Genomic DNA, 20,782 nt, shown 5'->3' with positions numbered 1-20,782 from the left:
CCGGCGCCTCAAACGCCGGCGAGGCTGGACAGTGACCGCCGTCCAACCATCCAGCCCCGCCGGCGTTTGAGGCGCGAGGTCCGGGGCGGCGCCCCGGGAAACGGCGGGCCGGCCGGACCACGGCGACGTGCCGACCGGGTCGGCGGACGGAGTCCGGCGCAGCGGCGCGAAGCCCGCTAGGTGCCGTCCCGCCGAACGACGCGAGCGACGGAGCGGCGCGTCAGGAAGGGGTCGGGCGGACGACGTCGCCCAGCGTCGGGACCGATTCCGGCCGCGAGCGGACAGCGTCACCGCACTCCCACGCCCGCGGCGGGTCCGCGTCCGGACCGCCCAGGACCACCGGGCCCGGACCCGCGGACACCGCCTCGCTGTCGGACAGCGTGCACACGATCTGCGACAGCGCGACCGGCGGCAGGTCCTCCGGCTTCCGGCTGAGCCGGACCGTCCCCGCCGGGTCGCCCGCCCGCGCCGGCACCGCCGACAGCCCGGCGGGGACCCCGGTCGTGAACCCGGCGTCCCGCTCCTGCGTCGACGGATCCCGCTCCAACGCCTCCAGCAGTGCCTGCGCCGCCAGCACCACGGGGTCCCGCGCCGGTCGCTTCTCCGGCACCGGGACCACTCGCTCCACTCCCACCAGTTGCGACCCGCACACGAGCTCCACGGTCGCCCGGAACCCCGGAACCCCGCTCGGCTGCTGCCCGCTCGGCGCCGCCGGGGTGTCGCACGACACCCGCGAGGGCGCCGCGCCGACGTCCACCGGCACCGTCGTCGCCCGGATCCCGCAACCCGACGTCACCGCCGTCACGGCCGCCAGCACCAGTGCCCCGGCGACGCGCCTCGTCCTACGCCTCACCGGCGATCACCTTCCCCACGTCCACCGGCAGCCGCAGCGTGAACAGCGCCCCGCCCTCGGCCCCGTTGGCGGCCGTGATGTCGCCGCCGTGGATGTGCGCGTTCTCCATCGCGATGGACAGGCCCAGCCCGCTGCCGTCCGACTTCGGGCGGGACGCGCTCGCCTTGTAGAACCGGTCGAAGACGTGCGGGAGCACCTCCTCCGGAATGCCCGGACCGTTGTCCTTGACGACGATCAGCAGCCACTCCCCCTCCACCCGCACCGACACCCGCACCGGCGAGCCGCCGTGCTTGAGCGCGTTGCCGATGAGGTTGGCCAGGATCACGTCGAGCCGGCGCGGGTCGAGCCGCACCACGATCCCGCGCTCCGCGTCGAGTTCGACGGCGTCGAGCCACGCCCGCGCGTCGATGCACGCCGTGACCTGGTCGGCGACGTCCACGTCGTCCAGGACCAGCCGCGCCGTCCCCGCGTCGAAGCGGGTGACCTCCATCAGGTTCTCCACCAGGTCGTTCAGCCGCCGGGTCTCGCTCACCACCAGCGCCACCGCCGGTGCGATCATCGGATCGAGGTCGTCGACCTCTTCCTCCAGCACCTCGGCGACCGCCGTCAACGCCGTCAACGGGGTGCGCAGTTCGTGCGACATGTCCGCGACGAAGCGTCGACTGGCCTCCTCCCGCGCGCTCATGTCCGCGACCTTCTTCTCCAGCGCCTCCGCCGTCTTGTTGAAGGTGTGCGACAGGTCCGCGAGCTCGTCGGTCCCGGACACGTCGAGCCGGTGGTCCAGTTCACCCTCCCCCAGCCGCCGCGCCGCGTCGCCGAGCCGCTGCACGGGCTTGAGCACGGTCCGGGCCGCGGCCTGCGCGAGCAGCGCGGAGCCGAGCAGCGCCAGCCCGGTGGCGATGGTCAGCGACCAGCCGAGCGCGTTGAGGTCGTCGCGTTCCTGGGCCAGCGACTTGTACATGTAGCCCGTCGGCCCGCCGCCCACGATCCGCGTCCCGCCGACCAGGTACGGATTGCCGTGCGGCTTCGTGCGCTGCCAGTACATGTGGTACTCGGCGTCGTTGGCGGCCGTCGTCTTCTGCCGGTCGTTCACCGCGTGCTGGAGGGACTTGGGTACGTCGTTCAAGCCGAAGGAGTCGGGGCCCGCGGCGCCGAACACCTTGCGGCCGTCCTTCAGTTCGTCCACCAGCAGCACGCTGTACCCGGGGCTGCTGCCCGCCATCAGCTCGGCGGTGCGCTGCAGTTCGTCGGGCGTCGGATCGGCGGGCAGGGCCGCGGCGCGGTTCTGCATCTCCTGGCGGAAGTCGCCGAGCGCCGCGTCCTGGGTACGGGTGAGCACCGCCTCGCGGTTGAGCCAGTAGGCGATCCCGGAGGCGGACACGGCAGCGGTCAGCGCGACCAGGGCGAACACGACGAGAAGCCGCAGCCGCAGACTGGTCCAGCGTCGGCCCGCGAACAGCCCTTTGAGGAACTGCTTGGTCACTGCGGGGAGTCCAGTCGGTAGCCGACACCCCGCACGGTACGGATGAGGGTGGGCGAGGACGGGACTTCCTCCACCTTGGCGCGCAGCCGCTGCACGCAGGCGTCGACGAGCCGCGAGTCCCCGAGGTAGTCGTGCTCCCAGACGAGGCGCAGCAACTGCTGCCGCGACAGCGCCTGGCCGGGCCTGCGGCTGAGTTCCAGCAGCAGCCGCAGCTCGGTCGGGGTGAGCTGGAGGTCCTCGCCGTTCTTCGTCACCGTCATGGCGGCGCGGTCGATGACCAGGGACCCGAACACGGCGGAGTCACTGGCCTCGCGTTCGCCGCGGCGCAGTACGGCGCGGATGCGGGCGTCCAGCACCCGGCCCTGGACGGGTTTGACAACGTAGTCATCGGCTCCGGACTCCAGCCCGACCACCACGTCGATGTCGTCGCTGCGCGCGGTCAGCAGGATGATCGGCAGCTGGTCGGTGCGCCGGATCCGCCGGCACACCTCGAAGCCGTCGATCCCGGGCAGCATCACGTCCAGCACGATCAGGTCCGGCCGCTGCTCGCGCAGCAGTTTCAGGCCGTCCTCGCCCGTCGCCGCGGTGGCCACACGGTGGCCCTGGCGTGACAGGGAGATTTCGAGGGCCGTGCGGATGGCGTCGTCGTCCTCGATCAGCAACAGGAAAGGCACGGGCTCATTCTGTCCCATCGGCCGTCGGGACTCGACCGTCCGTCGTGCGGGGTTGCGGCGGCGGGCCGCTGTGACAGGGCTGTGACAGTCGCAGGACACCCCGGTTAAGTCGGCGGGGCAGGCTTCTACCCAGAGACGGACCGAAGCAGACTCCACGACGGGGGGCGCGAGATGAACACGCTGCACAGCACCACGACCAGCGCGGTTGTCACGCGGCTGCACGATGCGAACCGCCGGGCGGGTGTCTGTACGGCGACGGTCGCCCGTCAGCGGCCGACGCATCCTGTAGCCATTGACGCGAACACGTACCAGGCGGTTCCCACTCCGCGTCTTCCTTCCTCCTCGGAGGCGGAATTCACGGCGTACGTACGGGAACGGCGGGCGGCGCTGTTCGCGACGGCGTTCCACCTCACCGGCGACCGGTACGAGGCGGAGGACCTGCTCCAGAGCGCGCTGTTCTCGACCTACCGGGCGTGGGACCGGATCAGCGACAAGGCGGCGGTCGGCGGGTACCTGCGCCGCACGATGACGAACCTGCACATCAGCGCGTGGCGTCGGCGGAAGCTGAACGAGTACCCGACGGAGGAGCTGCCGGAGACGGCCTCCGACACGGACGCGATGCGCGGTACGGAGCTGCGGGCGGTGCTGTGGCAGGCACTGGCCCGGATCCCGGAGCCGCAGCGGACGATGCTGGTCCTGCGGTACTACGAGGGCCGTACCGACCCGGAGATCGCGGAGATCCTGGGCATCAGCGTCGGCACGGTGAAGTCCAGCATCTGGCGGTCGCTGCGGCGGCTGCGCGAGGACGACGTCCTGAGCTTCGGCCGGGACGAGGCGGAGTCCTTCGGGGAACTCGTCGCCTGACGTCGTCGCGTGACGAAGACCATCGGGCCGAGGGGGCCCGTCCTACGGGGGTAGGGCGGGGGCCGCGGGGGGAAAAGGCGGGATCAAGCGGTCGGGGGTCCGCATGATCCCGCCTTTTCGCATGCGCGGCGTCACCCGTCCCACCCGGGCGAGCCACCCCGGGCCTGCCCGACAAGTCCGGCCCGCCGGACAGCCCGCCGACGCGGCGGATGAGCGGCGCACCGCAAGGCGGCCCGGCAGACGGGGCTTGCCCCGGCCCCGCCGGAAGCTGAGCGGCGCAGCCGCAACGGGTCGGGCGCGGCCGGAAAGCACGGCGACACGCCGGATGGGCGCGGCACAGCCGCAAGGCCAGGCCGGCAGGCCGGACCACCCCGGCCCCGCCGGCGTTTGAGGCGCGGGGACACACCTCCAGCCTCGCCGGCGTTTGGGGCGCAGGTCCGCACTCCCAGCCTCGCCGGCGTTTGAGTGGGGGTCCCCCCGGACGGAGTCCGGGGGAGGTAGCTGGGGGAGTTTGAGGCGTAGGTCCGCCCTTCCAGCCTCGCCGGCGTTTGAGGCGCAGGTCCGGGCGGAGGCCGGTGCCCGGCGGAGCCGGGTTTCCTGGGGCGCCGCCCCGGACCCCGCGCCTCAAACTCCCCCGGCTACCGCTGGGAGGTACCCCCACGAGGCTGAAATGGCCCGGCCGCCGACGGAAAGCGCGCGGCGAGGCCGCTGAATTCGTCCCGCCCAGGAGCGAGGCGGCGCAGCCGCAGGAGGGGTCCGGCACGCCGGAAAGCCGGGCGGCGCGGGCCCCCGGAGGGGTCAGGCCGGGGTGGGGGTGCGGTGGCGGCCGGCCGCGCAGGCGGCGAGGCGGCCCAGGGCTTCGTCCCGCGCACAGGGCACCGCGCCCAGCGCCGCGTGCCGCGCCACGATCCCCCGCTCCGCCCGCATCAGCCGCCAGCCCCTGCGCAGCAGGAACGGAACCGACTTGCGCCCCTCGCGCAGGTCCCGCGCCAACCTCCGGCGGAACGTGGTCGACGGGCGCCCCCGCAGGCAGATCGCGTCCGCCAGCAGCCCCAGCTCCTGACAGCGGGCCACGATGTCGGCCGCGAAGATCCCCTCCGCGATGAACAGCGGCGTACGCGCTATGTCCAGCGTCTCCGCACCCGTCCGCGACGACGTCGCGATGGAGTACACCGGCACCTCGGTCCGCCCCGCCGCGCACAGTTCCGCGATCGCGGCGACCGCCGCCTCGGCGTCCCACGACAGCGGCGAGTCCCAGTCGATGTCCGAGCTGCCCTCGACCAGCGGCAGCGTCGGGTCGTCGCCCTCCTTGTAGAAGTCGTCCAGGCGCAGCACGGGCAGGCCCGAGCGGGCCGCGAGCGAGGACTTGCCGGAGCCCGAGGGCCCGGTCAGCAGGACGACGCGCGTGGGGAGGGGAGAGGAGGAGCTCACGGGTCACCAGTGTGAGGCATGACCTCCCGTACGGGTACATCGGTGACGCGTCCTGCGAGCCGTCTCACATCCGGCCGCCCGGCACGGCCGGTTGGAAACCGGACCCGGACCTCCACTACGCTGCGTGCGCACGCGACTACGACCACAGGCGGGAACCTCATGGCACGTCACGCAGCCCCCGGCAACGGCGCACTTCGTACCGCCGGCCTCACCCTCTCGATGGCCGGTGCGGCCCTGGCGATGGCCGCCGGCGGCGCGCAGGCCGGCGAGCTGTCCGTCCCGGCGGCCCTGTCCGGGGTCACCGACCCGATCACGAACCTCAAGGTGAACCCGCTGGCCCACACCGGCGTGGACCCCCTCGACAACGGGGTGGGGACGAAGGTCGCGGACTTCCCGGCGGTCGGCACCACCATGGTCACCGGCGTCCTGACCCAGGGCCCGTCGGTCGGTGAACTGCCCACCGCCGCCGCGGGTTCGCTGCTCGGCCCCCTGCTGCCGGGACCGAGGTAGCGGCGAGGACGCCGAAGGCCCCGACAGCGCGGGGGTCGCTGCCGGGGCCGGTTTCCAGGGCCGCGCTACGGGATCGGCAGGCGTCAGTAGGACGAGCCGGACGCGCCCAGCGACCCCGTGGGGTGCCAGACCGTCTTGGTCTCCAGGAACGCCGTCATGCGCGACGTGCCCGGGTCGGCGGTCCAGTCGTCCACAGGCTGTGGACGCAGGACGCGCTTGAGGTTGTCGGCCGCGGCGATCTCCAGTTCCTTGGCCAGCGCCGCGTCGGCGCCCGCCAGGTCGATCGCGTTGACGTCTTGGTGGGACGCCAGGTGGGGGCCCATCTCGGCGGCCTTGCCGGACAGGATGTTGACCACGCCGCCCGGCAGGTCGGAGGTGGCCAGCACCTCGCCCAGGGACAGGGCGGGCAGCGGCGACTTCTCCGAGGCGATCACCACGGCGGTGTTGCCCGTCGCGATGACCGGGGCGATGACGGAGACCAGGCCCAGGAAGGACGAGTCCTGCGGGGCGACGACGGTGACGACACCGGTCGGCTCCGGGGTGGAGAGGTTGAAGTACGGGCCCGCGACCGGGTTGGCCGCGCCCACGACCTGGCCGATCTTGTCGGTCCAGCCCGCGTACCAGACCCAGCGGTCGACGGCCGCGTCCACGACGGCCGCCGCCTTGGACTTGGACAGTCCCTCGGCCTCGCCGACCTCGCGGACGAACTGCTCCCGGCGGCCCTCCAGCATCTCGGCGACGCGGTAGAGGACCTGCCCGCGGTTGTACGCGGTCGCGCCCGCCCAGCCGCCGAACGCCTTGCGGGCGGCGACGACCGCGTCACGCGCGTCCTTGCGGGACGACAGCGGCGCGTTCGCCAGCCAGTTGCCCTTCGAGTCGCTCACCTCGTACACCCGGCCGCTCTCGGAGCGGGGGAACTTGCCCCCGACGTACAGCTTGTAGGTCTTGAAGACGTTCAGACGCACAGAGGACTCAGACATCGAGGTAGGACTCCAGACCGTGGCGGCCGCCCTCGCGACCGAAGCCCGACTCCTTGTAGCCGCCGAAGGGCGAGGTCGGGTCGAACTTGTTGAACGTGTTGGCCCACACCACACCCGCCCGGAGCTTGCCCGCGACCGCGAGGATGCGCGAGCCCTTCTCCGTCCAGATGCCGGCGGACAGGCCGTACTGGCTGTTGTTGGCCTTCGCGACGGCCTCGTCGGGCGTGCGGAAGGTCAGTACCGACAGCACCGGACCGAAGATCTCGTCGCGGGCGACGGTGTGCGCCTGGGTGACGTTGGTGAACAGCGTCGGGGCGAACCAGTAGCCGGCGGACGGCAGCTCGCACGCCGGGGACCAGCGCTCGGCGCCCTCGGCCTCGCCGGTCTCGGCGAGCGCGGTGATCCGGGCCAGTTGCTCGGCGGAGTTGATGGCGCCGATGTCGGTGTTCTTGTCGAGCGGGTCACCGAGGCGCAGCGTGGACAGCCGGCGCTTGAGGGAGTCCAGCAGCTCGTCGTGGATCGACTCCTGGACCAGCAGGCGCGAGCCCGCGCAGCAGACCTGGCCCTGGTTGAAGAAGATGCCGGTGACGATGCCCTCGACGGCCTGGTCGATGGGGGCGTCGTCGAAGACGATGTTGGCGCCCTTGCCGCCCAGTTCCAGGGTGGCCTTCTTGTCCGTGCCCGCGATCTGGCGGGCGATGGCCTTGCCGACCGCGGTGGAGCCGGTGAAGGCGACCTTGTTCACGTCGGGGTGCTCGACGAGGGCCGCGCCCGCGTCCCCGTAGCCCGGGAGGATGTTGACGACACCCTTGGGCAAGCCGGCCTGGCGGCAGATGTCCGCGAAGAACAGGGCGGACAGCGGGGTGGTCTCGGCGGGCTTGAGGACGACCGTGTTGCCGGTGGCGAGCGCCGGGGCGATCTTCCACGCCAGCATCAACAGCGGGAAGTTCCACGGGATGACCTGACCGGCCACGCCCAGCGGACGCGGGTTCGGGCCGTAGCCGGCGTGGTCGAGCTTGTCGGCCCAGCCCGCGTAGTAGAAGAAGTGCGCGGCGACGAGCGGAAGGTCCGCGTCGCGGGTCTCCCTGATCGGCTTGCCGTTGTCCAGGGTCTCCAGGACGGCCAGCTCGCGGCTGCGCTCCTGGATGATCCGGGCGATGCGGAAGAGGTACTTGGCGCGCTCGGAGCCGGGCAGCGCGGACCACTTCTCGAACGCCTTGCGGGCGGCCTTGACGGCGCGGTCGACGTCGGCGGCGCCGGCCTGGGCGACCTCGGAGAGGACTTCCTCGGACGACGGCGAGACGGTCTTGAAGACCTTGCCGTCGGCGGCGTCGGTGAACTCGCCGTCGATGAAGAGACCGTAGGAGGGGGCGATGTCGACGACCGAGCGGGACTCGGGAGCCGGTGCGTACTCGAAGAGGGATGTCTTGTTTTCCATGATGGTCTCAGTCCACCGTCACGTAGTCGGGACCGGAGTAACGGCCGGTGCTCAGCTTCTGGCGCTGCATCAGCAGGTCGTTGAGCAGGCTGGAGGCGCCGAAGCGGAACCAGTGGTTGCTCAGCCAGTCCTCGCCCGCGGTCTCGTTGACCAGGACCAGGAACTTGATCGCGTCCTTGGTGGTGCGGATGCCGCCGGCCGGCTTCACGCCGATCTGGATTCCAGTCTGCTCCTTGAAGTCGCGGACGGCTTCGAGCATCAGGAGGGTGTTGGCGGGGGTGGCGTTGACGCCGACCTTGCCGGTGGAGGTCTTGATGAAGTCGGCGCCCGCGAGCATGCCGATCCAGGAGGCGCGGCGGATGTTGTCGTACGTGGACAGCTCGCCGGTCTCGAAAATGACCTTGAGGCGCGCGGCGCTGCCGTCGGGGCGTACGCAGGCCTCCTTGACGGCCTTGATCAGCTCGTACGTGTCGAGGTAGCGGCCGGCGAGGAAGGCGCCACGGTCGATGACCATGTCGATCTCGTCGGCTCCGGCGGCGACGGCGTCACGGGTGTCCGCGAGCTTGACGGGCAGCGCGGCGCGACCGGCCGGGAAGGCGGTCGCGACGGAGGCCACCTTGACGTCGGCGCCGTTCAGGGCGGCCTTGGCGGTGGCCACCATGTCCGGGTAGACGCAGACCGCGGCGGTCATGGGCGTCGTGCGGTCGGTCGGGTCGGGGTTGACGGCCTTGGCGGAGAGCGCCCGCACCTTGCCCGGGGTGTCCGCACCCTCAAGCGTGGTCAGGTCGATCATCGAGATGGCCAGGTCGATGGCGTACGCCTTGGCCGTCGTCTTGATCGAGCGGGTGCCGAGGGAGGCCGCGCGGGCCTCCAGTCCGACTGCGTCTACGCCGGGCAGCCCGTGCAGGAAGCGGCGCAGCGCGCTGTCGGACGTCGTCACGTCAGCGAATGCGGTGAGGGTGGTGGGCATGGTCACCAGATGAGCATATCTACGCGCGTAGCGACATGCCACCCCCTCTCCCGATCCGCTATGGAATCGACACCTCCGCCTCCCCCGACCCCGTCCCTTCCTGTGCGGTCCCGTGAGCCGGATCTCCTGGGCCGAATCTCGTGGCCCGGGACGGCGTGAGGCAGAATCGGGCGCATGAGCAGCCAGCAGCCCGCCGCCGAGCCGGTCTACGCCGATCGCGTCTACCGCTCGTCCATGGGCATCGCAACCGGCGTACTGACCCTCGCGATGATCGTCTGGCTGTGCGGGGACGCCGTGGTCTACGGGGACGGCGGCACCCGCTGGATCGGACTGGCCGTGGCACTGTGCGCCGTGCCGCTGACCGTCGCGTTCACCATCCGGCCGGCCGTCTTCGCCAACGAGGACCGGATGCGGGTCCGCAACCCCTTCCGGGTCATCGAGCTGCCCTGGGCCTCCGTGGACGCGGTGCGCGCCGGGTACTCGGCGGAGGTGCTGGCGGAGGGCGAGAAGTACCAGCTCTGGTCGGTCCCCGTGTCGCTGCGCGAGCGCAAGAAGGCGCAGCGCCGGCAGGGCCGGGACGTCGGGGCGGTGGCCAAGGGCCAGGAGCGGGCGGCGGGCGCGGTCGCGTCCCAGGCATCGCCGCGGGCGCTCGCCGACAAGGTCGTGGACGAACTGCAGGAGCTGGCCGAACGCGGGGCGGCGCGCGCGAGCGCCCGGGGCGCCGTCACGGTCCGGTGGTCGTACGAGGTCATCGCGCCGGCCGCGGCGGGCGCGGTGCTCCTGATCGTGCTGCTCGCCCTGCGGTAGTCGGTGTCGCGCCGCCGCGGGTACGGGTGCGTCCCGTCACACCGTCCCGTCCCGTCGGGAACGGGCGGAACCGCCGCTACCGGCTGTTGCGTCCTCGCAGGTGTGCAGCGTCATGAGGCCGGCGACACCGCCGCCACAGCCATCCACGTCCGGCTCCGACTCCTCGGCGGGGCCCTGCTGGTCGCCCACCTCCTCCTCGTCGGCTGGCTGACCCTACGGCCGCTGGACGTGCCCTGGGCCGCCGCCGCGAATCTGACTCCGCTGGAGGGCATCCGGGCCGACCTCGCCTACGGGCCGCTGGAGGCGGCCCGCCGGATCGGCGGGGACCTGGCCCTGCTGGCCCCGCTCGGGGTGCTGTTGCCGCTGGCCGGCGGGCGGCTCGCCCGGTCGCCGCTGGCCGCGTGGTCCTCGCTGGCCCGGACGGGGGCGGCGGCGGCGCTGCTCTCGCTGAGCATCGCGATGCTGCAGAGCGGGGTGCCGGGGCAGGTCCTCGACGTCGACTCGGTGCTGCTGAACACGGCCGGCGTGCTGCTCGTCCACGCGGCGGTGGTGCCGGCCCTGAGGTCCAGGCTGCGGCGCTCTCAGGGGCCCACCCCGAGAATTACCAGGGTCGACGTGCGCCCTTGGACCGAGGTTCTGTCGGCGGTTCCGCGCGAGTATTGAGGCGTCGCAGGAAAGCGGTTCCGAGATACGAGGAGAAACCCATGAGCGCGATTACCCGCCCCCGTGACGGACGGATGATCGGTGGCGTCTGCGCCGGTCTCGCGCGACGGTTCGGGATGAAGGCACGGACGATGCGGATCATTTTCGTCCTGTCGTGCCTGCTGCCCGGTCCGCAGTTCCTGATCTACCTGGCGCTGTGGCTGCTGCTGCCGAACGAGCGGCCGGGCGCCGGCTCCGCCGGGACCGCCTGGTAGTCGCGGACCGGGCCCAGGGGCCCGGGGTCCCTCAGCCGATCTTGCGGATCTTGTCCAGTTGCTTGTCCGCCACCTCTTGCGGCACCTGCGCCTTCTTCGCGGCGTCGGCCACGTTGAGGGCCATCAGCCGAACGACGGTGGCGCCGTGGCGGACGACGACCAGGTGAACCTGCGCCGAGACGCCAGCGGCGGTGGCCGTGGTGGTCCAGCTGACGTTCTCGTCCCCGCCGGTCTTGTACGCGAGGGGCTTCACGTCGCGGTAGCTGCCGGTCTGCTTCTGGACCGTGGCGGAGAAGCCCGTGCCGCATTCGGCGACCGCGTCGCGCAGTCGGTCCATGAGGCGTTGGGCGTCGGCCTCGGTGTAGGAGCTGACGGAGGCGGAGACGGCGAGACCGACCTGCTTCTGCGAGCCGACGCCCCGGTTGACGGTCTCCCGGGCGGCCGGGTCGGGCTTGTCGCCCATGACGTCGGCCAGGGGCTGGCACGCCTTGCGGTCGGCCTGGGGCTGGCCGGAGGGGGCGTTGGGGTTCTTGCCCTGCGCGGAGATCTGGTAGCCGTCGAGGTCGCCCGGTTCCAGGGCGGACCGCTCCAGCTTGCTCGCGGCGTTCTTGGGGGAGGCCGGTGCGGCCGGCGCCGCCGAGCCGGCGGAGGGCGCGGCCGTGGGGCGCGGCGAGGCCGGCCCCTTCGCGTCGGGGGCCGCGGGGCCGTCGGGGGCGCCACCGCATCCCGTGGTGGCGAGGAGGAGGGCGGGGAGCAGGGCGACGCTCGCCTTCCGTGTCCACGTCCGTGCCGTGGACCGTGCCTTCATGCGCATGACCGAGACCCCAAACACCTTGCTTCGGCGGGCAGTTGCCGGTGATCGTGGCACACCGCGCGACATGGCGCACACCCGTCGAAAGGGTGTGCGCCACGGGTGCGCGCGTGCGGGTGACGCGGACGGCTCACGCCGTACGAACGGGCGCGATACGGATCAGTTGCCGAGGTTGTTGAGCGGCACGCCACCGAGCAGACCGGTCACCGCACCGAGCGCCTCGCCCGGGTCGCTGGCGTCCTGGCCCTCGTGGCCGCTCATCTTGTGCTGGCTGGTGAGCCCCTGGACGGCGCCGGTGGCGGTGCCCAGCGCGTCGGTCAGACCGACGGCCGGTACGGCGGCGGATGCGGAACCGGCGGCGACGGCGGCGAAGGCGGCACCCAGGGCGGCGACACCGAGCGTCTTGGCAGCTGACTTCTTCATCAAAATCGTCCTTGCGACGGGGAATTGAGCGGCTCCGCAAACTAGTCACTTCAAACCCCGACCCGCAAACATCCTTCAATATGAGAAAGCGCCCGGGAATAACCCTTCCCGGGCGCCGCCTTCATGTCATGCCGTGGCCTAGGCCGAGACAGATCCGCTGGTCGAAGCGGTCTGACGGAAGAGCCACTCGGACTTCAGCTCCGCGTAACCCGGCTTGATCACGTCGTTGATCATTGCCAGTCGTTCATCGAAAGGAATGAACGCGGACTTCATCGCATTGACGGTGAACCACTGCATGTCTTCCAGCGTGTAGCCGAACGTCTCGACCAGGTGCTCGAACTCGCGGCTCATGCTCGTCCCGCTCATCAGCCGGTTGTCGGTGTTGACGGTCAGCCGGAAGTGCAGCTTGCGCAGCAGGCCGATGGGGTGCTCGGCGTACGAGGCGGCGGCGGCCGTCTGGAGGTTCGAGGTCGGGCACATCTCCAGGGGGATGCGCTTGTCCCGGACGTAGGAGGCCAGGCGCCCCAGCTTCACCGAGCCGTCGGCGGCGACCTCGATGTCGTCGATGATCTTCACGCCGTGACCGAGGCGGTCGGCGCCGCACCATTGCAGGGCCTGCCAGATCGAGGGCAGGCCGAACGCCTCGCCCGCGTGGATCGTGAAGTGGTTGTTCTCGCGCTTGAGGTACTCGAAGGCGTCGAGGTGGCGGGTGGGGGGGAACCCGGCCTCGGCGCCGGCGATGTCGAAGCCGACCACACCGTTGTCGCGGTAGCGGTTGGCCAGCTCGGCGATCTCCAGCGCGCGGGCGGCGTGGCGCATCGCGGTCAGCAGGGCCCCGATCCGGATGCGGTGGCCGTTGGCCTTCGCGCGGCGCTCGCCCTCGCGGAAGCCGTCGTTGACCGCCTCGACGACCTCTTCGAGGGTCAGGCCGGCTTCCAGGTGCTGCTCGGGGGCGTAGCGGATCTCGGCGTACACGACGCCGTCCTCGGCCAGGTCCTCGGCGCACTCGGCGGCGACGCGGAAGAGCGCCGCCTTCGTCTGCATGACGGCGCAGGTGTGCGCGAACGTCTCCAGGTAGCGCGGCAGGGAGCCGGAGTCGGCGGCCTCCCGGAACCAGACGCCCAGCTTGTCGGCGTCGGTCTCGGGGAGGTTCTCGTAGCCGACCTCGCGGGCCAGCTCGATGATGGTGCCGGGGCGCAGGCCACCGTCGAGGTGGTCGTGGAGGAGCACCTTGGGGGCACGGCGGATCTGATCCGGGGTGGGCAGGTTCGGGGTGTCGCTCGTCATCTGGGCACTCTAGCTCCTACGCGCGTAGAGCGCGGGGTCGGCGTGAGGGGTCGATACGTAACAGTGACCGTACGGACGGGTGGCGTACACCCGGAGGTCTGAGACTGTTCCGCCATGGCACAGCATGCGCCGCCGGCGCGCGGGGCCCGCCTGGGGCGGGCCGCCGGCGCGAACGGCTCGGTCTCGACGGTCAGTGGTGTGGTGCTCCTGCTCCCCGGGGCGTCCAGATTCTCCCCGGGTCCCGTGCGTCCGCTCGCCCGGGCGCTGGCCCGGGCGGGCGGGGCGCAGGGACTGGTCGCGCACCCCGTGCTGCACGGGGCGGGCGTTCGCGAGGACGAGGCGCGGTGGGCGGTGGACGAGGTGGTGCGCCGGTACGGGGACGTGCCCGTCTGCCTGGCCGGCTACGACGCCGGCGGCCGGGCGGCGCTGCGGGCGGCGGGGCACGAGGCCGTCCAGGCGGTGCTGGCGCTGGCCCCCCGCCTCGACGGGCGCGGCGCGGGCGGGAAAGGCTCCGCCGAATCGGAATCGGAACCGGATTCGGAGCCCGTCAAGCAGTTGGCGGGCCGGCAGGTGCTGATCGTGCACGGGACCGACGACGGGCGCTGCGACCCGGAGTCGTCCTTCCGGCTGGCGGCGCGGGCGAAGAAGGCGAATCGTTCCACGTGCCGGTTCGAGGTGCATTCGGACGGGCACGGGCTGCGCGAGCACCAGGCGGAGGTGGTCGCCCTCGGGGTGGACTTCGTGCTCGGCGCCATGTTCTCGGGCCGGTACTCGCGGCCGGTGACCGACGCGCTCGCCGCGCCCCCTCCGCTGGGCCTGCGGATGCCGCTGGCCTCCGGGTTCGGGCGCTCGCCGCGGCGGTGAAACGCCCCCGGGCGGGGGCGCGGGCCGCGCGTAAAGTGGGAGGTGGACTCGGGTGGTTGTCCTCGGGGGCTTCTTCACGGGAGGCGATTCGGGCATGGCCCAGATCGTGCGCAAGAACTTCGACGACGCGGACGAGACGCGCCCGTTCCAGGACGGCAAGGGCCGGCTGGACGTGATCCAGTCGGACGGCGGGCCCGTCGGCCGCGCGGTGTTCGAGCCGGGCTGGCGCTGGTCGGAGCACGTCAAGCCGCTGGCCGGCACGGACAGCTGCGAGGCCGCCCACACCGGATACATGGTGAGCGGTCGGATGAACGTCGTCATGGACGACGGCACGAGCGAGGAGTACGGACCCGGCGACTTCATGCAGATCGAGCCCGGACACGACGCCTGGGTGGTGGGCGACGAGCGGGTCGTCGTCGTCGACTGGACCGGTTTCGGCGCCTACGCCAAGTCGTCCGGCTGACGCCTTCACCGCACCCGGCGGGCCGACGGCAGGCGCGCCGGACCCACCGAGCCGGCCGATCCGCCCCCTCACGGTCGGACGACTGCGGCCGTTCCGGCGCGCCCTCGTCCGGCCTTCCCCCTCGGGCACGGCACCACTGTGCCGGTTCGGCATATGCCATGGGGCCGCGGCGAGGGGTCGTCTTGCCGCCGTGCGGGAAAACGAGGGGTTTACAAAACCTCACCCACAGGGAGAAATAGGCGCATGCCGGCCGACGACCTCGGAGCCAGTGCCCGGGACGACGGGCTGAGCCCCGCCGCGCGGCGCCTCTACGCGTACGCGGTGGACCGGCGTGCCTTCACCGCCGAGGAGGCGTGCGCCGCCCTCGGCGCGCGCGCCGGTACGGCGATCACCGAGCTGGCCGCGGCGCACCTGCTCCAGCGGGCCCCCGGCACCGGCCCGGAGCGGTGGAGCGCGGTGGCGCCCCGCGCGGCGGCGGCCCGGGCCCTGGCTCCGCTGGCGCTGCTCGTCCGGGAGACCCACGACGAGATGGACCGGCTGCGCGGGCGGCTGGAGGAGCTGGTCCCGGCGTACGAGGCGGGGGCCGCGCGCCGCGACCCGAGCGGCTCGGGGCATCTGGAGCTGGTGACCGACCTGGGGGCGGTACGGGGGCTGATCGCGGAGCTCGCGGCGGACACCGCGTGCGAGTTGCTGACCTCCCAGCCCGGTGGCGGCCGGCCGGCCGCGTCGCTGGAGGAGTCGATCGGGCGGGATGAGGCGCTGCTGGAACGCGGGGTGCGGATGCGGACCGTCTACCAGCACACGGCGCGGTACTCGCGCCCGACGGCGGCGTACGTGGAGCGGGTGACGGCGCTGGGCGCGCAGGTCCGCACGGTCGGGGACGGGCTGATGCGGATGCTGGTCTTCGACGGGCACACCGGGTTGATGGAGGTGCCGGACCGCAGCGGGGCGGCGCTGGTGGTGCGCGAGCCGAACGTCGTGCACTTCATGAAGGGGGCCTTCGAACGGTCCTGGGTGCCGGCGGAGCCCTTCCCCCTGACGGTCGGCCCCGAGGCGGCCCGCTCCCTCACGGTCGAGTTGCGGCGGACGATCGTACGGCTGCTGGCGGAGGGGCTGGAGGACAAGGTGATCGCGCGCCGGCTGGGCATGTCGCAGCGGACCTGCCAGCGGCACATCGCGGGGATCATGCGGGCGGTGGGTGCCACGTCGCGTTTCCAGGCCGGGTACCTGCTGTCGGCGGCGGGCGCGGACACCGGGTCGGAGGAAGCCGGGGGCGCGGGAGCGGAGGGCACGGAAACCGAGTCCGCAGCGGCCGAGTCCGCGGAAGCCGAGTCCGCGGCAGCCGGTCCGGCCTGAGCCGGGGGCGCGGGAGCCCGTCCCGGAGGCCCCTGCTCACAGGTCGGGGATCAGCCGGCCCCGCCGGGACAGCAGGAACCGCTTGAACTCCGCCACCGGCGGCGTGTCGGGGTGTCCGTCGAGCCAGGCGACGCCGATCTCGCGGACCGCGCGGGGCGCCGTCACCGTCAGTTCCACCACGCCGGGCCGGGCCACGGCGGGCGGCGGCAGCAGGGCCACTCCCAGGCCGGCCGCGACCAGGCCGCGCAGGGTCTCCGCCTCCTCGCCCTCGAAGGCGACCCGCGGGGTGAACCCGGCTTCCGCGCACAGGTCGTCGGTGATGCGGCGCAGGCCGTAGCCGGGCTCCAGGGTGACGAAGGTTTCCTCGGCGGCCTCGGCGAGCCGCACCCGCTTGCGGCCCGCGAGGCGGTGGTCGTCGGGCACGACCAGGCGCAGCCGCTGTTCGTCGAGCCGGCGGGCCACCAGGTCGGGGGCGTCGGGGAGCGGGGAGGTCAGGCACAGGTCCAGTTCCCCGGCCCGCAGCCGCTCCAACATGGCCTCGCCGTAGTTCTGGACGAGGGAGAAGCGGATTCTCGGGTGGTCGGCGCGGAAGGCCCGGATCAGGCCGGGTACGGTCTCGGAGCCCAGGGTGTGCAGGAAGCCGAAGGCGACCTTCCCGGAGGCCGGGTCGGCGTCCTGCTGTACGGATTCGGCGGCGCGGGCGATCTCGCCGAGGGCCCGCTGGGCGGAGGCGAGGAAGGTGCGCCCGGCGGTGGTGAGGGCGACGGTGCGGCCCTTGCGGGCGAACAGCGTGACGGCCAGGTCCTGTTCGAGTCGGACCATGGCCCGGGACAGCGTGGACTGCGGTACGCCCAGCTCGTGCGCGGCGCGGGTGACGTGCTCGTGCCGGGCCACCGCGACGAAGTAGGCGAGCCGGGGGGCCAGCGCACTTGTCACGGGGATGTCTTCTTCGTAACGACTCATTGACATGCACCTCTCTGAGCTGGGCTGATGCATGAGTGGATTGATTATCGCGAATCTGTGCATTGGACGCATGAAACGGCCCGGGTCTACCGTCGAAGCATGCCTCCCGCTCATACCGGGGCACCCACCATCCCGGGTGCCTCCACCCCGTCGTCCCCCGCACCGCAGCCCCTCTCCCCCGGCCGCCCCGGCTACCGCCGGATGAGCCTCGCGCTCTTCGCCGCCGGACTGGCGACCTTCGCCCTCCTCTACTCCACCCAGGCGCTGTTGCCCGCGATCTCCGCCGGCTTCGGCGTGACGGCCGGTCAGGCCAGTTGGACGGTGTCCGCCGCCACCGGTTCACTCGCGCTGTTCGTCCTGCCGCTGAGCGCGCTGTCCGAGCGGTTCGGGCGGACCCGGATGATGACCTGCGCGATGGCCGTGGCCGTCGGCGTCGGCCTGCTCGTCCCGTTCGCCCCGAACCTGGGGTGGCTGGTGGCGCTGCGCGCGCTCCAGGGCGCGGCGATCGCCGGCATCCCCGCCTCCGCGATGGCGTACCTGGCGGAGGAGGTCCGGCCGAAGGCGCTGGTCGGCGCGATCGGCCTGTTCGTGGCGGGCAATTCGATCGGCGGGATGAGCGGGCGCATCGTCACCGGCTGGGCGGCGCAGCTGTGGGGCTGGCGGGCCGGGCTGCTGACGGTCGGGCTGATGGCGCTGGCGTGTGCGGTCGCGTTCCTGGTGCTGCTGCCCCGGGCGCGGTTCTTCCGGCCGGCGTCGCCGGCGCCGCGCGCGGTGGGCCGTATCGTCGCCGGGCACCTGCGGGATCCGCTGCTGCTGCGGCTGTACGGGATCGGCGCGCTGTTCATGACGGTGTTCGGGGCGGTCTACACGGTCATCGGGTACCGCCTGGTGGACGAGCCGTTCTCGCTGGGGCAGGGCGTCGTCGGATCGGTGTTCCTGGTGTACCTGGTCGGGACGGTCTCCTCGGCGGCGGCCGGGCAGTTGGTGGCCCGGATCGGCCGGCGCGGCGCGCTGTACCTGGCGGTGACCACGACCGCGCTCGGGCTGCTGCTCTCCCTGGCGGACGCGCTGGTCGCCGTGCTGGCGGGCCTGGTGCTGATCACGGCCGGTTTCTTCGCGGGGCACGCGGTGGCCTCGGCGGCGGTGAGCCGGACGGCGACGAGGGGCCGGGCGCAGGCGTCGGCGCTGTACCAGTCGGCGTACTACCTCGGTTCGAGTGCGGGCGGCACCCTCGGGGCGCTGGCCTACCACGCCTCGGGGTGGGCGGCCACGGTCGGGATCGCGCTGGTGGCGGTGGTGGGCGTCGCGTCGATCACCCTGTACGGGTCGCGCGTGGCGCGCGCCGAACGCCGGCTGACCACCCTGGCCGCGCTGCGCTGATACGACGGCGCGCGCACCCGCCCGTACGACATCGGTACGAGGTGATTTACGGAGCCCGGAGCCCAACACGCTCCGGGCTCCGGCACGTTCGGCCTCCGGGCGGGGAAGGGATGCGAGGGGGAGGCGGATGTGACATCCACACGGAAACGACGGATTCGTACGAGGGGTCGGGCGGCGGCACTGGTGGCCGCGGCGGTGGCGCTGGCGGCGCCGCTGGTGATCGTCGGGGGCGGGTCGGCGCAGGCCGCTTCCTGCACCGCGACCACCGGGCCCTACCAGCGGCAGGTCGAGCAGTTCCTGGGGCGGCCGGTGGACGGCGTGCAGTCGGCGGCCGACTGCACCGCCATCAGGTCGTTCCAGGCGTCGTACGGCATCACCCCGACCGCGGGGTACGCCGGGCCGCTCACCTGGCAGACGATGAGCGTGATGCTGGCGCAGCGGGCGGCGGGCACCACGCCCAACCGGGACGGCGCGTGCCCGGTGGACCTGGGGCGGATCGCCTGCGTGGACCTGACGCGCCAGCTCAGTTGGGTCCAGGACGGCGGGAAGCTGGTCTACGGGCCGGTACCGGTGCGCACCGGCAAGGACGGGACCGAGACGCGGACGGGTCGGAAGCAGATCTACTACCGCGACATCGACTTCTGGTCGACGCTCTACGACGTCGCGATGCCGTACGCGCAGTTCTTCGACGGCGGCATCGCCTTCCACTCGGTCGAGAAGAGCATGTGGAGCCCGCCCGGCTCGGGCGGCTGCGTGAACATGCGCCCGGCGGACGCCAAGGCGTACTGGAACCTGCTGCGCAAGGGTGACGACGTGTACGTGTACGGGCGCAAGCCCGGTACGTGAGTCCCGTCCGGGCTGCCGTTGTCAGACCCCTCCGGTAGTTTTCGACGTAATGGGACTACTGGGGGACGGCAGCCATGAGTGACCTCGCGACCAGCCCGGACCTCGACTCGGCGATGGACCGCTACCGGGTCGAGCTCACCGGTTACTGCTACCGGATGCTCGGCTCGTCCTTCGACGCCGAGGACGCGGTGCAGGACACGTATCTGCGCGCCTGGCGCGCCTACGACAAGTTCGAGGGCCGGTCCTCGCTGCGCTCCTGGCTGTACCGGATCGCCACGAACGTCTGCCTGGACCTGCTGAACGCGGGGAACAAGCGGGCCCGGCCGATGGATTTCGGGGCGCCCCAGCACCAGGCGTCCGCCGTGCTCAACGAGCGGCCCGAGGTGACCTGGCTGGAGCCGGTGCCGGACGGTCGGGTGCTGCCGCAGACCGCGGATCCCGCGGAGATGGCGTTGGCGAAGGAGTCCGTCCGGTTGGCCTTCGTCGCCGCGCTCCAACACCTGCCGGCGAAGCAGCGGGCCGTGTTGATCCTGCGCGAGGTGCTGGCCTGGAAGGCGGACGAGGTCGCGACGCTGCTGGAGACGACGGTGGCGTCGGTGAACAGCGCCCTCCAGCGGGCGCGGGCCACCCTGGCCGGGCAGGCGGTCCGCGCGAGCGATCCCGCGGACCCGCTGGACGCGGACCAGGCGAAGCTGTTGGAGCGCTATCTGAGCGCCTTCGAGGCGTACGACATCTCGCGGCTCACCGCCCTGCTGCACGAGGACGCGGTGCTGTCGATGCCGCCGTTCGACCTGTGGCTGCGGGGCCACGCCGACATCGCGGCGTGGCACCTGAACCAGGGCATCGGCTGCAAGGGGTCCCGGCTCGTCCCCACGACGGCGAACGGCCTGCCGGCCTTCGGGCAGTACCGTCCGCGCGCGGACGGCCGGCCCGGGCACGAGCCGTGGGCGCTCCAGGTGTTGGAGATATCAGAGGGGAAGATCGTCGGGCTGAACGCCTTCCTGGACACCGCCAGGTGGTTCCCGCTGTTCGGGCTGCCCGAGCAGCTCGACGAGTCCGACGAGGTCCAGCAGGACGCGTAGCGGCGGCGCGGCCCCGTCCAGGCTGAGGCGGACCCCGGCCCGGCGGGCGGCGAGGGCGAGGCGGGCGAGCCCGTCCACCTCGGCGAGCCCGGCGCCGGCGAGAGCGCCGGCGGCGCACACCACCCACAGCGGGCGGGGGCCGTCCCGGCACAGCGCGTCGAGCCGTTCGGCGTCCTCGGGGGTCACCGCGGGGCCGGGCAGTACCAGTCTTCTGATCTCCACGAGGGGTTGACCGGGCCGGGCCCCCAAAGTCATCGCGCCGCGCCCCGTCATGTCCCGTTCACGGTCGGGGGCGCGTGGAAAAAGCCGTCGGGGCGGGGGGCGGGGGGGGGCCCCCCCCCCCCGGGGGGGGGGGGCCCCGCCCGCGGGTGGGGGGCCGC

23 protein-coding genes are annotated in these 20,782 nt (G+C 72.5%); 11 read left to right on the top strand and 12 right to left on the bottom strand.

The window, feature by feature from the left end:
- Positions 1–220: 220 nt before the first annotated feature.
- The 3 genes from ACFVXJ_RS17075 to afsQ1 are packed head-to-tail and all read right to left on the bottom strand — an operon-like array spanning position 221 to position 3,010.
- Positions 221–853 (bottom strand): hypothetical protein, encoded by a 633-nt coding sequence (locus ACFVXJ_RS17075; RefSeq protein ID WP_389662449.1) that lies wholly within the window; start codon positions 851–853, stop codon positions 221–223.
- Entirely contained in the window at positions 843–2,336 is a 1,494-nt protein-coding gene (locus ACFVXJ_RS17070; RefSeq protein WP_389662448.1) for an ATP-binding protein, read from the bottom strand. Before ACFVXJ_RS17070 ends, ACFVXJ_RS17075 begins: the two co-directional genes overlap by 11 nt.
- Positions 2,333–3,010, bottom strand: a complete 678-nt coding sequence (gene afsQ1 / locus ACFVXJ_RS17065) for a two-component system response regulator AfsQ1 (protein ID WP_361312213.1) — start codon at positions 3,008–3,010, stop codon at positions 2,333–2,335. The genes ACFVXJ_RS17070 and afsQ1 overlap by 4 nt, the downstream gene beginning before the upstream one ends.
- Positions 3,011–3,181: 171 nt before the next feature.
- Here afsQ1 and ACFVXJ_RS17060 point away from each other — a divergent pair, with 171 nt between their 5' ends.
- A complete protein-coding gene (locus ACFVXJ_RS17060) occupies positions 3,182–3,874 on the top strand; it encodes a SigE family RNA polymerase sigma factor (RefSeq protein ID WP_389662447.1) in 693 nt (230 codons plus the stop codon).
- A 798-nt stretch (positions 3,875–4,672) separates the two neighbouring features.
- Here ACFVXJ_RS17060 and ACFVXJ_RS17055 read toward each other — a convergent pair.
- Complete coding sequence (locus tag ACFVXJ_RS17055) at positions 4,673–5,305, bottom strand: uridine kinase (RefSeq protein WP_389662446.1); 633 nt, start codon at positions 5,303–5,305, stop codon at positions 4,673–4,675.
- 159 nt (positions 5,306–5,464) lie between these two features.
- Between ACFVXJ_RS17055 and ACFVXJ_RS17050 the strand changes: the two genes are divergently transcribed.
- A complete protein-coding gene (locus ACFVXJ_RS17050; protein WP_389662445.1) occupies positions 5,465–5,815 on the top strand; it encodes a hypothetical protein in 351 nt (116 codons plus the stop codon).
- An 83-nt stretch (positions 5,816–5,898) separates the two neighbouring features.
- Here the strand turns inward: ACFVXJ_RS17050 and ACFVXJ_RS17045 are convergent, their stop codons facing one another.
- The 3 genes from ACFVXJ_RS17045 to deoC are packed head-to-tail and all read right to left on the bottom strand — an operon-like array spanning position 5,899 to position 9,203.
- Entirely contained in the window at positions 5,899–6,795 is an 897-nt protein-coding gene (locus ACFVXJ_RS17045; protein WP_389662444.1) for an aldehyde dehydrogenase family protein, read from the bottom strand.
- On the bottom strand, positions 6,788–8,233 hold the full coding sequence (locus tag ACFVXJ_RS17040) for an aldehyde dehydrogenase family protein (protein ID WP_389662443.1): 1,446 nt from the start codon (positions 8,231–8,233) through the stop codon (positions 6,788–6,790). The genes ACFVXJ_RS17045 and ACFVXJ_RS17040 overlap by 8 nt, the downstream gene beginning before the upstream one ends.
- A gap of 7 nt (positions 8,234–8,240) precedes the next feature.
- Positions 8,241–9,203 carry a deoxyribose-phosphate aldolase gene (deoC, locus tag ACFVXJ_RS17035; RefSeq protein WP_389662469.1) on the bottom strand — a complete coding sequence of 321 codons (963 nt, stop codon included), beginning with the start codon at positions 9,201–9,203 and terminating at the stop codon, positions 8,241–8,243.
- 174 nt (positions 9,204–9,377) lie between these two features.
- Between deoC and ACFVXJ_RS17030 the strand changes: the two genes are divergently transcribed.
- The 3 genes from ACFVXJ_RS17030 (at position 9,378) to ACFVXJ_RS17020 (ending at position 10,927) form a co-directional block, all read left to right on the top strand.
- On the top strand, positions 9,378–10,010 hold the full coding sequence (locus ACFVXJ_RS17030) for a PH domain-containing protein (RefSeq protein WP_389662442.1): 633 nt from the start codon (positions 9,378–9,380) through the stop codon (positions 10,008–10,010).
- A gap of 102 nt (positions 10,011–10,112) precedes the next feature.
- A complete protein-coding gene (locus tag ACFVXJ_RS17025; RefSeq protein ID WP_389662441.1) occupies positions 10,113–10,673 on the top strand; it encodes a VanZ family protein in 561 nt (186 codons plus the stop codon).
- A gap of 41 nt (positions 10,674–10,714) precedes the next feature.
- Positions 10,715–10,927 carry a PspC domain-containing protein gene (locus ACFVXJ_RS17020; protein WP_389662440.1) on the top strand — a complete coding sequence of 71 codons (213 nt, stop codon included), beginning with the start codon at positions 10,715–10,717 and terminating at the stop codon, positions 10,925–10,927.
- 31 nt (positions 10,928–10,958) lie between these two features.
- On the opposite strand, the gene ACFVXJ_RS17015 is transcribed toward ACFVXJ_RS17020, so the two are convergent.
- The 3 genes from ACFVXJ_RS17015 to ACFVXJ_RS17005 form a co-directional block, all read right to left on the bottom strand.
- On the bottom strand, positions 10,959–11,741 hold the full coding sequence (locus ACFVXJ_RS17015) for a hypothetical protein (RefSeq protein ID WP_389662439.1): 783 nt from the start codon (positions 11,739–11,741) through the stop codon (positions 10,959–10,961).
- Between the two features lie 156 nt (positions 11,742–11,897).
- Positions 11,898–12,161: a hypothetical protein gene (locus ACFVXJ_RS17010; RefSeq protein WP_389662438.1), complete on the bottom strand. Its 264-nt coding sequence runs from the start codon at positions 12,159–12,161 to the stop codon at positions 11,898–11,900.
- Between the two features lie 138 nt (positions 12,162–12,299).
- Positions 12,300–13,448, bottom strand: a complete 1,149-nt coding sequence (locus tag ACFVXJ_RS17005) for an adenosine deaminase (protein WP_389662437.1) — start codon at positions 13,446–13,448, stop codon at positions 12,300–12,302.
- A 114-nt stretch (positions 13,449–13,562) separates the two neighbouring features.
- Here ACFVXJ_RS17005 and ACFVXJ_RS17000 point away from each other — a divergent pair, with 114 nt between their 5' ends.
- The 3 genes from ACFVXJ_RS17000 (at position 13,563) to ACFVXJ_RS16990 (ending at position 16,131) form a co-directional block, all read left to right on the top strand.
- Positions 13,563–14,312 (top strand): prolyl oligopeptidase family serine peptidase, encoded by a 750-nt coding sequence (locus tag ACFVXJ_RS17000; RefSeq protein WP_389662436.1) that lies wholly within the window; start codon positions 13,563–13,565, stop codon positions 14,310–14,312.
- 94 nt (positions 14,313–14,406) lie between these two features.
- Positions 14,407–14,775, top strand: a complete 369-nt coding sequence (locus ACFVXJ_RS16995; protein WP_389662435.1) for a cupin domain-containing protein — start codon at positions 14,407–14,409, stop codon at positions 14,773–14,775.
- Between the two features lie 243 nt (positions 14,776–15,018).
- The gene (locus ACFVXJ_RS16990) at positions 15,019–16,131 is read left to right on the top strand and encodes a LuxR C-terminal-related transcriptional regulator (RefSeq protein WP_389662434.1); all 1,113 of its coding nucleotides are present in this window, start codon (positions 15,019–15,021) and stop codon (positions 16,129–16,131) included.
- 36 nt (positions 16,132–16,167) lie between these two features.
- Here ACFVXJ_RS16990 and ACFVXJ_RS16985 read toward each other — a convergent pair whose 3' ends face one another.
- Positions 16,168–17,094, bottom strand: coding sequence for a LysR family transcriptional regulator (locus tag ACFVXJ_RS16985; RefSeq protein WP_389662433.1), 927 nt, complete (start codon positions 17,092–17,094; stop codon positions 16,168–16,170).
- Positions 17,095–17,193: 99 nt separating this feature from the next.
- Between ACFVXJ_RS16985 and ACFVXJ_RS16980 the strand changes: the two genes are divergently transcribed.
- The 3 genes from ACFVXJ_RS16980 (at position 17,194) to ACFVXJ_RS16970 (ending at position 20,402) form a co-directional block, all read left to right on the top strand.
- Positions 17,194–18,474: an MFS transporter gene (locus ACFVXJ_RS16980; protein ID WP_389662432.1), complete on the top strand. Its 1,281-nt coding sequence runs from the start codon at positions 17,194–17,196 to the stop codon at positions 18,472–18,474.
- A gap of 180 nt (positions 18,475–18,654) precedes the next feature.
- Complete coding sequence (locus ACFVXJ_RS16975; RefSeq protein ID WP_389662468.1) at positions 18,655–19,320, top strand: L,D-transpeptidase family protein; 666 nt, start codon at positions 18,655–18,657, stop codon at positions 19,318–19,320.
- 74 nt (positions 19,321–19,394) lie between these two features.
- The gene (locus ACFVXJ_RS16970) at positions 19,395–20,402 is read left to right on the top strand and encodes a sigma-70 family RNA polymerase sigma factor (RefSeq protein WP_389662431.1); all 1,008 of its coding nucleotides are present in this window, start codon (positions 19,395–19,397) and stop codon (positions 20,400–20,402) included.
- On the opposite strand, the gene ACFVXJ_RS16965 is transcribed toward ACFVXJ_RS16970, so the two are convergent.
- Positions 20,289–20,624 (bottom strand): hypothetical protein, encoded by a 336-nt coding sequence (locus ACFVXJ_RS16965; RefSeq protein WP_389662430.1) that lies wholly within the window; start codon positions 20,622–20,624, stop codon positions 20,289–20,291. The two genes, ACFVXJ_RS16970 and ACFVXJ_RS16965, sit on opposite strands and share 114 nt — an antisense overlap.
- Positions 20,625–20,782 lie beyond the last annotated feature (158 nt).

This window comes from Streptomyces sp. NPDC058279 (assembly GCF_042881255.1).
Lineage (GTDB): Bacteria > Actinomycetota > Actinomycetes > Streptomycetales > Streptomycetaceae > Streptomyces.
The sequence above is the reverse complement of the archived record's forward strand: the minus strand, read 5'-3'. Positions and strand labels throughout refer to the sequence as shown.